Genomic DNA, 13,985 nt, shown 5'->3' on the forward strand with positions numbered 1-13,985 from the left:
TGCCCGACCGGTAAATAGAAGAAGGTTCTAATGCCCGAGCAAAAGGAAAAAGTGCCCGACCGGTAAATAGAAGAAGGTTCTAATGCCCGAACAAAGAGAAAAAGTGCCCGACCGGTAAATAGAAGAAGTCTCATTGGCCAGATTTGGGCGGTGGCTGCTCGGATGTTTCCGTTGCGACTGTTTGCTAGATAAATAGTAATAAGCTCAGGGCCATAACGGCCATCCCACCAATTAGACCATAGATAGATAAATGGGCTTCGTCATATCTTTTGGCCGCCGGCAGTAGTTCGTCGAGGGAGATGAAAACCATGATGCCCGCAACGGCAGCGAAAATGATCCCGAACATAATGTCATTTAGAAAAGGCATTAAGAATAGATAGGCCGCTAATGCACCAATTGGCTCTGATAAACCAGACAGGAAGGAAAGCTTAAAGGCCCTTTTTTTATCACCTGTTGCGAAATATACGGGAACAGATACAGCAATGCCTTCCGGAATATTGTGGATGGCAATAGCAACAGCGATGGCAATACCGAGCGCCGGGTCCTGTAAGGCAGAAGTGAAGGTGGCGATCCCTTCAGGGAAGTTGTGAATGCCAATAGCTAGGGCAGTAAAGGTCCCCATTTTTAATAAATCTGTTTTTTTTCCTGGACTAGTGGTATCATTCATATCTTCAACTGTCTTCAATTCATGGGGATTACTTTGTTTAGGAATAAACTTATCGATACTCGCAATCAGCAGCATGCCGCCAAAAAAGCCACCAACGGTTACCCAGCTGCCAGGCCCTAAGCCTAAGGCATCGACAAGGGCAACCTTTGCTTTAACAAAAATTTCAATCATGGACACATAAATCATGACACCTGCTGAGAACCCAAGGGTTACCGATAGGAATTTTGTATTGGTATGGGATGTGAAGAATGCCAAAACGCTCCCAATCCCGGTTGCAAGGCCAGCAAATAACGTTAATCCAAATGCCAACAACAGATTTTCAGTCACCTTCAATTCTCTCCCTTTATGGAATTTATTATCAAATTCTCATGAACTTTTTAGTTATATTTTATATGCACTAACTCAGAAATGTTTCCTACGAGCAACAAAGGGAGAAGGGAAGAAGAACATCCTAAAAACAACCCAAAAAGGCTGACTCTATGTGCCAGCCTGCTAAGCTATTGAACTACTATTGTAATTCTAGTTGTTCTTTTAGTTCGGTTTGGATTCTTTGTTTTTCTTCTGGTGAAACCAAACCATAGTAGATTTTATTAATCATCGTTCCAGTTTCTTTTATTTCCATTTGTTCAATGTTTCTTCCTGCATTTCTATAGTTTTTCTGAATATCTATCATTTGATCAAAAGTAAGATTGGTTTTAATATTTCTTCCAAGAGCAGTAAAGATATCAGAAAAATTGGTTAGGCTTGATAAACTCATCCCTTCACGGATCACTGCTTGGATGATTTGACGCTGACGGGCTTGCCTTCCAAAATCACCTCGTGGGTCCTCATGTCGCATTCTAGAGAAACTTAGTGCCTGTTCTCCGTTTAAGGTTATTTCTCCCCTTGCAAAATGAAAACCATTTTGGGTAAAGTCCAAATCATTCTGAACCTTTACTCCTCCCACGGCATCCACTAGGTCTTTAAAGCCATCCATATTTATCTGCATGTAGTAGTCAATCGGGATATTGAGGAATTTCTCTACGGTATCCATGGACATAGGAACACCGCCAAAAGCATAGGCATGGTTAATCTTATCTTCGCTACCTTTCCCTACTATTTCTGTCCGTGTGTCTCGTGGGATGCTAAGCATTTTTACAGAATTGGTATTCGGATTGACCGTCAGCACAATAATCGTATCAGACCGTCCTTTGTCACCTGCCCGCTCATCGACTCCGAGCATTAAAACCGAGAACGGATCTTTTTCCTCAAAGACGACAGGCTCTTGCCTTATGACTTGTATTTTCCTCTCGACGGGCTGGTGCATCGTGACTACGGCCATCTTTAGTGACTTATACACTGTATAAGCATAAGCCCCTCCAACACTTAATAGGAGCAAAAGAATCACCCCTGTTACCTTTAACCATTTTCTACTCTTCTTTTCTTTATAACGAACATCACGCATCAAAACACCCCCATATATGTAAAATGCTATAGTTATTTTATTTAGGTCAAGTTCTAGTTGTAGGTAATTTTTATTGTACCATCTAGCGTGAAAAAATCCTATTGTTCGTTTTATTGCACATGAAGAAAATAGGGTACAGCTCAAACCGCACCCCGCAAACTCTACGTTTCTATTGCTTTTTCGCTAGTTGTTTTGATCATCGTTTTTGTTCTGTCTTCTTTGTTGTTCCTGTAAGGCGTGGAGAATGTCTTGGACATCAATTTTTCCGTCGCCATTGAGGTCGGATAAGCCGCCATTTCCAGGCATTGGAGTCGTTGGACCATTTACCAATGTTGCGGGTCCTTTCGGTCTAAAAGCAAAGGTAAACACCAGTAGAACAAGAATGAGTAATCCTGCCACACCATCAATAATATAGAAGATTGTCGCATAATCTGACCATAATGTCTTACTGCTATCCATCTTCTTCTCAGCATTGGCAATATATTGCTTGATTTCAGAGTGATTTGGATAGATTCGCTGCACGGCCTCAAATTTTTCTAAAGCATGCTTATAATAGCCGCCCCAGTATAATTCTAAGCCCTCTTGGTAAAGTGTATCTGTTTCACTTTTTGTATTTTTGACACCGGCCTGGTTCACAAATTCCTTTACCGTGTTAACTGGTACGGCAAAGTTGAAGCCTTGGACTTCTTGGCCGTTTACAGTATCGCCTCTAAAGGTGAGCAACCCAATAATCTCACCTTTTTCATTGATGACAGGGCCACCGCTATTTCCATGAGTGGCTGCGGCATTAATTTGAATGACTGGGCTTCCTTGTTCTGTCTTTTTCGAAGTAGCAGAAATTTGTCCTGCATTCATGGAAGAAACTAGAGAAGAGTCTGGTGATAACAGGTCAGAGTCTGCTGCTGCCGGGTAACCAATGACCCAAATATTGTCTTGGTTTTGGATATTATCTGAGTTTCCAAGTGGTAGGGTAGGCAGGTTTTTACCCTCAATTTTTAAAACAGCGACATCTTTTCCTTCATTAATTGGCGCACCATAGCTCTTCACCTCGCCATCAAGTACGTCTCCACCTGGTAAAATAACCTTTATTACCTTTTTCACACCCGTGTATTGTGTGTAGTTCAGCATGTATTGATAGGCTGTATCGTAATCTACTTTAAAATAATCCGCCATGATACTTACAAGTTGTTCAAAGGCAGCATTGGCAATGTCTTCGTCCTTCATTTGGGTCGTTTCTACTACATGAGCATTTGTTACGATATAACCATCAGAGCTAATAATTCCGCCAGAACCGGAGCCACCAAGAACCGATTGATAGTTTAACTGCTCTAAAATGGCCATAACTTCAGGATCATTTGGATTATTAAACTGCCATTCTACAACTGCGTAATCAAGAATCCGAACAACAGCCGGTTTCGTGTATTCAGCTAACTTTTGCGCTTGAGCAATGTTGCCCGTCGTTGGTTTGATATTTATTAGGAAGAAGGAGGTAACAATTACTGCTATGAGGATTAAGCTTAAAGGTATGGTAAAAAGGGCCCTTTTCTTCAAAATACAATTCACCTCTTAATTGAATATTTACAATGTACTCTGCAATATATTCGGATTTGGGTGAAAGGTAATATTGTACATTAAAATTTTATGAAAATTTGAAAATGCCCCTTGTAAATGGGAATTCTTTATGAATTTTTTTTGAAAAAGTAAATAAAGCATGAGCTAAAGTTGACCATGATTCGACAGGGATTTTTCAAATAGACCAGAGAGTTGTATAATGGCTATAGATATCAAATTGGAGGTTTTTATGGAAAATCAATTGAAGGTTATGACAGTGTTTGGCACGAGACCGGAAGCCATTAAAATGGCCCCCCTTGTAAAAGAGCTAGAAAAATATCCAGATCAAATAAAGTCGATTGTCACGGTTACTGCACAGCACCGTGAGATGCTCGACCAAGTGTTGAATATTTTTGAAATTACGCCTGACTATGATTTAAACATTATGAAGGCAAGACAATCCTTAATCGATGTGACTACACGTAGTTTAGAGGGGCTTAATCAAGTACTCGCGGATGTAAAGCCAGATATCGTGTTGGTACATGGCGATACAACGACTACTTTTGTGGCTAGCCTGGCTGCTTTTTATCACCAGATTCCAATTGGACATGTGGAAGCGGGCTTACGGACGCATAACAAGTATTCACCGTACCCTGAGGAAATGAACCGTCAGTTAACTGGAGTATTGGCTGATCTTCATTTTTCACCAACGGTTCAATCAAAACAAAATCTTTTGGTTGAAAATAAAAAAGATGAAGCCATCTTTATTACAGGTAACACAGCCATCGATGCGTTAAAAACAACGGTGAAGGACACGTATTCTCACCAGGTATTAGAGAAGCTGGGAGATGACCGTTTGGTTCTCATGACGGCCCACCGCCGTGAAAATACGGGAGAGCCAATGGAAAACATGTTCCGAGCGATTCGTCGTGTCGTAGAGAAACATGAGGATGTTCAGGTTGTGTACCCTGTTCATATGAACCCTGTAGTACGTGAAATCGCTAACCGGGTGCTCGGGCAAAATGACCGAATTCATCTAATCGAGCCGCTAGATGTAATTGATTTCCACAATTTTGCATCAAGAGCTTATTTGATCTTAACCGATTCGGGTGGTGTACAGGAAGAGGCGCCATCGCTGGGAGTTCCTGTTCTTGTTCTGCGTGATACCACAGAGCGTCCGGAAGGTATTGAAGCGGGGACCTTAAAATTGGCTGGTACTGATGAAGAAACAATCTTTGGTTTAGCAGATGAGTTACTATCTGACAAAGCTGCCCACGACAAAATGGCTAAGGCATCTAATCCATATGGAGACGGCTTTGCCTCTAAACGAATAGTAGAAGCCATTCTATATCATTTTGGCAGAAACGAAGAGAAACCTGCTGATTTTGGTCCAAACAATTAAGAGGTTGTGTTTTGTATGAAGTTACTGAAAATCCATCATATTGCGGTGATTTGTTCGGACTATGAGCGTTCAAAGGATTTCTATGTCCGGATTTTAGGGTTGAGGCCTATCAGTGAAGTCTATCGGAAGGAACGAAATTCCTATAAGCTTGATTTGGAAGTCAATGGTCACTATCAGATTGAGTTGTTTTTCTTTCCAGATCCGCCGTCCCGACCAAGTTATCCAGAAGCGGCTGGATTAAGACATCTTGCGTTTGAGGTAGAGGACTTGGAGAGAGCCGTATCCTATTTGGAAGGCCATCAAATCAAGGTTGAACCGATTCGTATAGATGATTTGACGAACAAGAAATACACGTTTTTCGCAGATCCTGATGGATTACCCATCGAACTTTACGAGCGATAAGAGTTTTTGAAAAAGAAGCAGGTTATCTCTAGTGGATAACCTGCTTCTTTTATGTGTCCTCCTTAGGCAGACAAATGTCCACAAACGGTGCCTAACACCAATAATGACACCAATATTGTGCTTATCTTGGTATCCCGTATTCGTGTGGTGACCAGGTGCCGTATCCGCTAATTGGAGGAGTAGGGGGGTATGGGCCATATGGGTTTACAGGTCCGGTACCCAGACTTGGATAACCTGTGGTTCCGAAGCTTGGATATCCGGTAGTCGTCCCAGGTCCAAAACTAGTGTATGGCGCGGCTCCATATCCTCCTGTAGGTCCAGCTCCTAAGCCATAACCATAGTATCCCTGACCAGGGCCATATCCACCATAACTAGGTGCGCCTCCGCCGAGAAGTCCCGATCCTAAATAGCCTAACCCGAGACCCAGGAGCCCTGCTCCTAATTGCCCTAAGCCAAAGCCGGAATCTGATTGAAGTCCATGATTGTGATGGTCTCCGTGTTGGGGTGGATAGCCATGATGAAGCTGGTTTTCATGGTAGGATGATCCACCGTGATGTGGCTGACTTCCATGGTGAGACGGGTACCAATGCTGTGATTGGTTACCATGGTGAGACGAGTTATCAGAAGGGTGGTGTCCTCCGTGTTGTCTTAACAAAGGGCGTTGATACGGAACGGGAATGTGATAAGGATGATTCATCATTTCTCACTCTCCTCTTTTTCTTTATTTATTAGCCTATGTATCTTTTGCTATCATTCTTGGGTAAAGGCCCATAAACGAAAAATACGTCTTAAGACTTAGAATTCTTTCCGTTTGTAGTCCATGGCAGGCAGGAACTTTTTCATGTATTGTTGAAGTAATAAATGGAAATATCTTTCTTTTGAAGACGTTTTTTTAAAGTAAATGAAACATTCATTTACTTTTATTCGTATGAATAAAAAGGATATTAGTCAGGAGTCGATCTATTATGAATCCAATATTATCGTTAATTGTCCGCTCGTTTGTAGCTATACCTATTACAGTTCTCACGTGGCTTGTATGCTTTATCCCCCTAGGCCAAGGATTCTGGGCGTCCACATTTTTCGCCATCCTAGGAGGAATCCTTACCCATGTGATCCTAGCGTTTTTTCAGAACAGCCGCTTTTTAAAAAAGCATCAGCTGTCTAGAAAGGAATATCGCTATATTTTGAAAAACCTATCAGAGGCGAAACGGAAAATTAATCGCTTAAATAAAAACCTTTTTTCCATTCATGACCTGTCCTCTGTGAAACAAAGAATTGATATTTTACGGATTACAAAGAAGATCCAGAAAATGACGATGAAGGAACCGAAGCGTTTTTACCAAGCGGAGCAATTTTATTTTTCCCATTTAGACTCTGTTGTGGAGCTTACTGAAAAATACAGTTTTCTTTCCTCCCAACCAAAACAAAACATGGAGATAGGGCAATCCCTTATCGAAACACGCAGGACATTAAATGAACTGACAAAGGTACTGGAAGAGGATTTATATCATGTGATCTCCGATGATATTGATACATTGAACTTTGAAATTGATGTTGCCAAGCATTCGATTAATAAGCAAAAAGATGCTAAATTCCCTGAAGAAAATAGGTGGAAAAAATGAGTGGAAACAACCCAATCGATTTAAATAAAAGTGGAAATTTACTAGATGATATTCTAGCAGCTCCATTTGGTGACCAAGTGGAGCTCGCTAAACAGCCTGTCCAGCAGTCAAGTGAGGCCACGCCAGTCAAATTAATTGATGTAATTCCAGCGGAGCATCGGGCAAAAGCCTACCAGATTGCGGAACAAATTGATCCGACCAACCATCAAGCTATGATTCAGTACGGAACCCAGGCGCAGGGTAAGCTGTTGTCCTTCTCGCATACTATGCTTGAGCATGTTCAGAAAAAGGATGTCGGCGAAATTGGGGATATCATTAATGACTTAATGAAGCGATTGAATGAGGTGAATCCCGATGAATTAAAGGATGGGAAGCCCTCCTTGTTTGCGCGAATGTTTGGAAAAATTTCCGGATCGCTACAAGAAGTTTTGTCCAAGTATCAGAAAACGGGGGCGCAAATTGATCGAATTAGTGTAAAGCTTGATCGTAGTAAAAATGTTCTTTTATCAGATATCAAACTGCTTGAACAGCTCTATGAGACAAATAAAGAATATTTCCATGCGCTAAACGTGTATATTGCTGCAGGCGAGATTAAACTAGAAGAGATGCAAATAAAGACCATCCCGCAGTTGAAAAAAACGGCGGAAGCAACAAATGACCAAATGAAGTTTCAAGAAGTGAACGACATGATTCAGTTTGCGGATCGTCTGGATAAACGTCTGTATGATTTGAAATTAAGCCGAGAAATCACCATTCAAAGTGCTCCGCAGATTCGGCTGATTCAAAATACCAACCAAGCGCTTGTTGAAAAAATTCAATCCTCGATTATGACGGCGATTCCATTATGGAAGAATCAAGTGGCCATCGCATTGACATTAATTCGCCAGCGCCATGCAGTTGAGGCACAAAAGCAGGTATCGAAAACGACTAATGAGTTACTGTTGAAAAATGCAGAAATGCTAAAGACAAATACCATTGAAACGGCAAAAGAAAACGAGCGTGGTCTCGTTGATATCGAAACGTTAAAGAAAACCCAAGAAAGCTTGATTTCCACACTGGAGGAAACGATGCGAATACAGGAAGAAGGCCGCCACAAGCGCCGTCTCGCCGAACAAGAACTAGCCGCCATGGAAAATGACCTTCGCCTCAAACTTCTCGAAATCAAAGGCAAATAAAAACACCCCGCTGCTTACCAGTGCAGCGGGGTGTTTTTGGTTTAGTGTGTCCGCGGTAGGAAGACAAATGTCTTTCTTTGGTGCCTGACACCACTCGTGGACACTGTCTTTCTCTGGTGCAGACATCCACAATTAGTTATTTACTGGGGTTGCTTTTAAGTATTCTTCAAGGGTGATGCCACGGTTCATAATTTGTTTGGCGATGGATTTTCCGACGTAGCGAAGGTGCCAAGGTTCATATTTGTAGCCGGTAACAGCGTCTTTGCCATTCGGGTAGCGGATGATGAAGCCGTATTCCGCTGCATGCTTTTCGAGCCAATCTGCCTCCGGAGTTCCCGCGAAGCAATCTTCTGCTGCGCATTTTCCATCACCCCCGGTAACATCGATGGCAAGTCCCGTCTCATGTTCACTAGTGCCTGGAATTGCACTATAGGTTCTGGCTGCTTCGTATCCATCTAAACTCACGTAATAATTGAATAACACTGTTTGGGCTTCATGGGACCTGTAAGCAGAAACCCCAAGAAGACCAACGCCATCCTCTTTTGCCCCAGTAAACAATTTTTCAATGGCCAACGCTGCTTTTACCCGCAATTTACGTTTCTCTGTCTTTTTTTTAAACGTAAATGGAATATCTGGATAGACTAAATCGGTTGGCATATAACCATCAGGAAGTGTATGGTTCTTATTGATCAAAACAGGAATGGCTTCAGGAGAGGAAACCACTTGAAGAGACTCATCATTAGGATGGTCACTCTTTTTATTACTCGCAGACATATTCGCACTAATAGTTGGTTGATTGTTCCACTTTTCCTCGTCATTTTGCGTAAAATGTTCTTTCATTGAGCAGCCAGCAACGACAAAAGCCAAAATGATTAAAGATACAACAGTAACTCGCAATTTTGACATGGCAAACGTCCTTTTTTAAATAATTCACTTCATTCACCATCATGGACATGTTAATAGACTTTAAAACGTCCTTAATCAATTCAGTCCACATAAGCTCGATCATGAATTACTTTTCTGTTTAACCATGTTTTACATTTTGAATAGCCAAATTAGTAATTAGTACCAATATATAGGTCTAAAGACTCTTTTTTAAAATAATTATGTTGCTTATGCTTTTTATAAACACATAAATCGTACGAAACGGCAAAACCATTGAAAAATGGTGACGCAAAACTAAAGGGGCTACTGTTTCATGACAATGCCAGCCAGTTACCGAACACGACTTACTCCGTCGATTTATGTAAACCACAATTGAGGAGGTTTTCATGTGTTAAAATTGTTGATGAAGAGTATGTACTATTATCATTTATTCCAACACCGTCACAACGAACTGTTACAACAGGATTGCCTATGTTCGGAGTTAAAAATGAAACTTAAGGTAAAAGCGACGTATCATTATAGTAAGGCATTGGAACTTGTTTCAAAAATGCAGGCGTCGCCACTATGATTAAAGAGAAAAGCCTAGGCTCAAGTCAGCCTAGGCTTTATATTTTCTCATTTTAAGAAGGTATAGGATTCGACTTTTAGAATTGTCCAGCTCCAGCGCCTAGCCAGTTTTCACCCTGAATAATCTATCTTGAGTATCTTGTAACAATCATGGCTTGATAAAGCGATGATTGTTACAGCTCGGGTCAAATAACCTTCTGAAATAAAAGTCAAAGAGCGACTTTTCTTGCAGAAGAACATTTGCCTGTCGGGGCTAATCAAGGCGCTTCCGCTTTTCTTATTAGTGGGACATTGTTTCGCTTCCGTCATCATGGCCGTCCTTGGTCACCTTCAGAACACCAACAGCGCCTTTTGTCGCATGATTGAACTGATGGGTGACGAATGGATAGCTGCCTTCTTTTGTTACCGTAAATTCCACAACCGCTCCGCCACTTGCTGCAAGCAGGATGGTTTGCATTCCTTTCATTCGGTTAAACGGATTTCCGTCCATATACACATCATCAAAAAGGGTACCGACGACATGGAAACTGCTGACTTCATTTGGACCAACATTCATCACATAGAACCGTACTTTATCCCCCACTTTTGCAAGCAGTGGTTTGTCAACAAGGGCCCCAACCGTACCGTTTGTATTGGTATCCCCATCTTTTAAAGCCTTAGCTGAAAAAACAACATATTTTGGTGTGCCATTTGTAAAATCTTCTAAGTCATTGTATTTATACCATTCATTCTGAACAATAACGAATTCGCGGTCGACATCTCCATCCGTTGGATAGCCTGTTTTCGGTTTGACGATAATTGTTCCATGCATCCCGTTCGCAATATGTGAGAGAACAGGTTTTGTTCCGCAATGATACATAAACACCCCTGGATTATCGGCTGGGTAGCTGAACGTTCCAGTTTGGTTTGGCATAACGTTAGCAAAATCGGTAGAAGGTGCGGCATGTACCGCGTGCATATCCATGCTATGTGGAATAGATGGGTCCATATTTTTTAAGGTAAAATTAATTTTATCTCCTTGGTTGACAACAATGACTGGCCCAGGTGCTTCACCATTAAACGTCCATGCTTTATACATATCACCTTTTGAAATTTCAATATCCGTAATTTGTGCAGTCATTTCCACATTTACTTCATGTTCACCGATGCGAGTTATTTTTATAGGAGTTGGTTTCTGATTCAAATTCTCATGGGGTCCGAACACTTGTGAGACGTTTTTCTTACTTGCTTCGTTTTTAACTACTTTTTCACTTGTAGAATCTGTTTTACCACAGGCACTTACTAACATGACAGAAGAAACGAGAATTGCTGCAAATTTTGCGATCTTACCCAATTTAATCTCCTCCATTTATCCCCTAATTGTTTTGTCTACGCTTTCATTTTACTTCTTGGAAAAAACCCCCTAGTGATAATAATCACTCAAGTAGCCTTTGATAGTGAACATTTTGTGAATTACTGAGCAAACTCGTATTTGCACTGTGGTAATGCTAAATAATACCACGGATAAATGGATACTCTATACATAAAAGGAGGGATTTCTTTATGAAAAATAAAGGTGACAAAACAAGTGAAGGGCTGAATCAAATATTTGAAATTATCAACGCTAAAGGCGATGAAGGAGAGCTTAGAGAGATTGTTGAAAAATCAGATTCAGGCGTCACTGATAAAAAGGAACTAGTTGATTAACAATTGTAAGGGACCTAGTTATAAGTAATTAGGTCCTTTGACTATTATCCATATTGTTGTGGGTAAGTGGAATAAATTTGTGAATAAGTCTGAATTTTTGGGGATATCTGCAATATGCGTTGTGGATATAAGTCGAATAAATTTTAAAGTTCCTTAAATCCCATACATTTTTGTGGATAAAACTGTTGATAAATGTGGGTAAACATAATTTTTTTGTTGATAAACCTTCTTATTTTGTGGACAACCGGTATAAATCTGTGGATAGACCTGTGAATTTATTAATAGGTGTAGTGACTTTCCGATTAGGCCTAAAGCGGCATGGACGTTTATTAGTGAATTTTATATGATTTTCTTATACCGTATTAACCTCAATTATTCATCCCACCTTAGACCTTCAAATGTATTCATTCAATACCCACATCAAAGACCAGACACACTTTCTATTTTATAAAAATTAAATAAGGGAGAGGTTTCATGAGTGCATTACTTAGGAAGAGGTTACTTTTTGGAGTCATCATCATTCTGCTTATTTTAACAGGCGTTCCGCATATAGGTGCAGGAAATGTAGAAGCAAAGGAGTCACTTGTGAAAGATTTAGTGATCGACCTTAATGTTCCTCAAGTAACAAGAGCGGTAAGTGATAATCAAATCAAATTAAATCCATTACATGTGTATAAGGATGGCCACTTTATGTTAGCCTCCAACTTCAAGTGGAAGTCGACTAATAAAAATGTAGCATCCGTTACTAAAGATGGTTTGGTTACCTTAAAAGGACACAAGGGGAAAACATTTATTTCTGTCAGCGACGGTAGATATTGTGATCGAATTTCCATTCAATATAAAGAAGAAAATCAAATTCTCGTAAAAAAAGAAGAAGGCTCCCGCTATAACCTTATCGGCCAGGCATTGAAACAAATGACGATGGAGGAAAAAGTCGGGCAAATGTTAATGCCGGATTTCCGCAAATGGAAAAACGTGAATGTCACGGAAATGCAGCCTGAAATTGCTCAACTTGTTAAGGATTATCATCTCGGAGGAGTCATTTTATTTCGAGAAAATACTGTGACAGCTGACCAAACCACCAAGCTAGTTAGTGCCTATCAGGAAGCGTCAGAAAAATACGGTATGTTAATCTCAATTGATCAGGAAGGCGGGATTGTCACACGCCTCCAGACAGGAACCGATTTTCCTGGGAACATGGCAATTGGAGCCTCACGTTCTGAAGAGGTAGCCGAAAAAGTTGGCAAAGCGATCGGGGAAGAATTGAATGCACTAGGAATTAATATGAATTTTGGACCTGTTTTAGATGTAAATATGAATCCAGATAATCCAGTCATCGGAGTTCGTTCATTCGGGGAAAATCCAGAGTTAGTCGGGAAATTAGGCAATGCCTATATCAACGGCCTTCACCAAACGGGAACGGCTGCTACTGCGAAGCACTTTCCAGGACACGGGGACACCTCGGTGGATTCGCATTTAGGCATTGCCGAAGTGCCGCATGATATGGAGCGTTTGAAAAAGGTGGAATTAGTACCTTTCCAACAGGCTATGAATGCCGGAATTGACGCCATCATGACCGCTCACGTTACTTTTCCAAAAATAGATGATACAAAAGCTATTTCGAAAGCGGATGGCTCAGAAATTGCGGTGCCCGCAACCTTATCAAAAAAAGTATTAACGGGATTAATGCGTGAAGAAATGGGTTATAAGGGAGTCATTGTGACGGACGCAATGGATATGGGGGCCATTTCGAAACATTTTGGTCCGGTAGATGCGGCCATTCGTGCGGTTCAAGCAGGTGCGGACATTCTTCTCATGCCGGTTGGAGTGGCCGAAGTGGCAAATGGCATTTATGAGGCAGTGAATGCTGGTGACATTTCAACGGATAGATTGGACCAATCAGTGGAGCGCATCTTAACATTGAAACTAAATCGTGGGATCGTGAAGGCCGAGGAAGAAAAGAGCTTGGATGAGAAAGTGGCAAATGCGATGAAAGCAGTCGGTTCAGCTGAACATAAGGCAGTTGAAAAGGAGGCAGCGGCAAAATCGATTACCCTTGTGAAAAATGATGGAGTGCTTCCGCTAAAGGCCGCAAGTGGAGATAAGGTTGCGGTGGTTGGGGGTTCTGGCTTCTCCATAAATTTACTTGCTGACGAAGTGAAAAAGCATCTTGAAAATGTAACATATATTAATGCTTCCAAAAAGCTGACACCAGCACAGCTTGCCCAAATTCAAGATGCTAAATATATCATTACTGGAACGTATACTTCAACAGTAAGCGGCAGGGCACCAGCAGCAGATCAAATGGTGATGACGAACCAGCTGATTGCAACGGGTATTCCTGTTGTAGCGGTAGGTGCAAGAAATCCATATGACATCATGTCCTATCCAACAGTGGGAGCCTATCTTGTTCAGTATGGCTTCAAGCCAGCGAGTTTCGAAGCATCAGTAAACACCATTTTCGGTGAAAACCTGCCAACAGGCAAGCTGCCAGTGACCATTTACAACCAAGATGGCAGCGTATTATACGGCTACGGTCATGGATTAGAATATTAACGGGTATTAAAGGGGACAGTCCCCCACT

Annotated in this window: 13 protein-coding genes and 1 riboswitch; of the genes, 7 read left to right on the forward strand and 6 right to left on the reverse strand. The window is 41.3% G+C overall.

Features of this window, described 5'->3' with window-relative positions:
- Window positions 1–184 precede the first annotated feature (184 nt).
- The 3 genes from zupT to ABES03_RS18555 all read right to left on the reverse strand — a co-directional run bounded on the left by zupT (window position 185) and on the right by ABES03_RS18555 (window position 3,662).
- Window positions 185–994 (reverse strand): zinc transporter ZupT, encoded by an 810-nt coding sequence (zupT, locus tag ABES03_RS18545; RefSeq protein WP_430119378.1) that lies wholly within the window; start codon window positions 992–994, stop codon window positions 185–187.
- A gap of 181 nt (window positions 995–1,175) precedes the next feature.
- Complete coding sequence (locus ABES03_RS18550; protein ID WP_430119380.1) at window positions 1,176–2,111, reverse strand: LytR family transcriptional regulator; 936 nt, start codon at window positions 2,109–2,111, stop codon at window positions 1,176–1,178.
- A gap of 183 nt (window positions 2,112–2,294) precedes the next feature.
- The gene (locus ABES03_RS18555) at window positions 2,295–3,662 is read right to left on the reverse strand and encodes a trypsin-like peptidase domain-containing protein (protein WP_430119382.1); all 1,368 of its coding nucleotides are present in this window, start codon (window positions 3,660–3,662) and stop codon (window positions 2,295–2,297) included.
- Window positions 3,663–3,912: 250 nt separating this feature from the next.
- Between ABES03_RS18555 and wecB the strand changes: the two genes are divergently transcribed.
- A complete protein-coding gene (gene wecB / locus ABES03_RS18560; protein WP_430119384.1) occupies window positions 3,913–5,064 on the forward strand; it encodes a non-hydrolyzing UDP-N-acetylglucosamine 2-epimerase in 1,152 nt (383 codons plus the stop codon).
- A 15-nt stretch (window positions 5,065–5,079) separates the two neighbouring features.
- Complete coding sequence (gene gloA2, locus ABES03_RS18565) at window positions 5,080–5,466, forward strand: SMU1112c/YaeR family gloxylase I-like metalloprotein (protein WP_430119386.1); 387 nt, start codon at window positions 5,080–5,082, stop codon at window positions 5,464–5,466.
- A 121-nt stretch (window positions 5,467–5,587) separates the two neighbouring features.
- Here gloA2 and ABES03_RS18570 read toward each other — a convergent pair whose 3' ends face one another.
- Complete coding sequence (locus ABES03_RS18570) at window positions 5,588–6,166, reverse strand: hypothetical protein (RefSeq protein WP_430119388.1); 579 nt, start codon at window positions 6,164–6,166, stop codon at window positions 5,588–5,590.
- 265 nt (window positions 6,167–6,431) lie between these two features.
- On the opposite strand from ABES03_RS18570, the gene ABES03_RS18575 reads away from it, so the two are divergent.
- Window positions 6,432–7,088, forward strand: a complete 657-nt coding sequence (locus tag ABES03_RS18575) for a 5-bromo-4-chloroindolyl phosphate hydrolysis family protein (RefSeq protein WP_430119390.1) — start codon at window positions 6,432–6,434, stop codon at window positions 7,086–7,088.
- A complete protein-coding gene (locus tag ABES03_RS18580; protein WP_430119393.1) occupies window positions 7,085–8,263 on the forward strand; it encodes a toxic anion resistance protein in 1,179 nt (392 codons plus the stop codon). The genes ABES03_RS18575 and ABES03_RS18580 overlap by 4 nt, the downstream gene beginning before the upstream one ends.
- Window positions 8,264–8,395: 132 nt before the next feature.
- On the opposite strand, the gene ABES03_RS18585 is transcribed toward ABES03_RS18580, so the two are convergent.
- Window positions 8,396–9,169 (reverse strand): M15 family metallopeptidase, encoded by a 774-nt coding sequence (locus tag ABES03_RS18585; RefSeq protein WP_430119396.1) that lies wholly within the window; start codon window positions 9,167–9,169, stop codon window positions 8,396–8,398.
- Between the two features lie 232 nt (window positions 9,170–9,401).
- A riboswitch (cyclic di-GMP riboswitch) is annotated at window positions 9,402–9,486 on the forward strand.
- A gap of 50 nt (window positions 9,487–9,536) precedes the next feature.
- Between ABES03_RS18585 and ABES03_RS18590 the strand changes: the two genes are divergently transcribed.
- Window positions 9,537–9,716: a hypothetical protein gene (locus tag ABES03_RS18590; protein WP_430119398.1), complete on the forward strand. Its 180-nt coding sequence runs from the start codon at window positions 9,537–9,539 to the stop codon at window positions 9,714–9,716.
- 279 nt (window positions 9,717–9,995) lie between these two features.
- Here the strand turns inward: ABES03_RS18590 and ABES03_RS18595 are convergent, their stop codons facing one another.
- A complete protein-coding gene (locus tag ABES03_RS18595; protein ID WP_430119406.1) occupies window positions 9,996–11,003 on the reverse strand; it encodes a multicopper oxidase domain-containing protein in 1,008 nt (335 codons plus the stop codon).
- A gap of 254 nt (window positions 11,004–11,257) precedes the next feature.
- Between ABES03_RS18595 and ABES03_RS18600 the strand changes: the two genes are divergently transcribed.
- Together ABES03_RS18600 and ABES03_RS18605 are read left to right on the forward strand one after the other, a co-directional pair.
- Window positions 11,258–11,401 (forward strand): hypothetical protein, encoded by a 144-nt coding sequence (locus ABES03_RS18600; RefSeq protein ID WP_430119400.1) that lies wholly within the window; start codon window positions 11,258–11,260, stop codon window positions 11,399–11,401.
- A 474-nt stretch (window positions 11,402–11,875) separates the two neighbouring features.
- Window positions 11,876–13,957, forward strand: a complete 2,082-nt coding sequence (locus ABES03_RS18605) for a glycoside hydrolase family 3 protein (protein ID WP_430119403.1) — start codon at window positions 11,876–11,878, stop codon at window positions 13,955–13,957.
- Window positions 13,958–13,985 lie beyond the last annotated feature (28 nt).

The organism is Neobacillus rhizosphaerae, assembly GCF_050477885.1.
GTDB classification, from domain to species: domain Bacteria; phylum Bacillota; class Bacilli; order Bacillales; family Cytobacillaceae; genus Neobacillus; species Neobacillus rhizosphaerae_A.

Coding starts and splice junctions, on each gene's coding strand:
- gloA2 (WP_430119386.1), top strand. CDS start 5,080: ATGAAGTTACTGAAAATCCATCATATTGCGGTGATTTGTTCGGACTAT.
- ABES03_RS18580 (WP_430119393.1), top strand. CDS start 7,085: ATGAGTGGAAACAACCCAATCGATTTAAATAAAAGTGGAAATTTACTA.
- ABES03_RS18575 (WP_430119390.1), top strand. CDS start 6,432: ATGAATCCAATATTATCGTTAATTGTCCGCTCGTTTGTAGCTATACCT.
- ABES03_RS18570 (WP_430119388.1), bottom strand. CDS start 6,166: ATGATGAATCATCCTTATCACATTCCCGTTCCGTATCAACGCCCTTTG.
- ABES03_RS18550 (WP_430119380.1), bottom strand. CDS start 2,111: ATGCGTGATGTTCGTTATAAAGAAAAGAAGAGTAGAAAATGGTTAAAG.
- ABES03_RS18585 (WP_430119396.1), bottom strand. CDS start 9,169: ATGTCAAAATTGCGAGTTACTGTTGTATCTTTAATCATTTTGGCTTTT.
- ABES03_RS18595 (WP_430119406.1), bottom strand. CDS start 11,003: ATGTTAGTAAGTGCCTGTGGTAAAACAGATTCTACAAGTGAAAAAGTA.
- wecB (WP_430119384.1), top strand. CDS start 3,913: ATGGAAAATCAATTGAAGGTTATGACAGTGTTTGGCACGAGACCGGAA.
- ABES03_RS18600 (WP_430119400.1), top strand. CDS start 11,258: ATGAAAAATAAAGGTGACAAAACAAGTGAAGGGCTGAATCAAATATTT.
- ABES03_RS18605 (WP_430119403.1), top strand. CDS start 11,876: ATGAGTGCATTACTTAGGAAGAGGTTACTTTTTGGAGTCATCATCATT.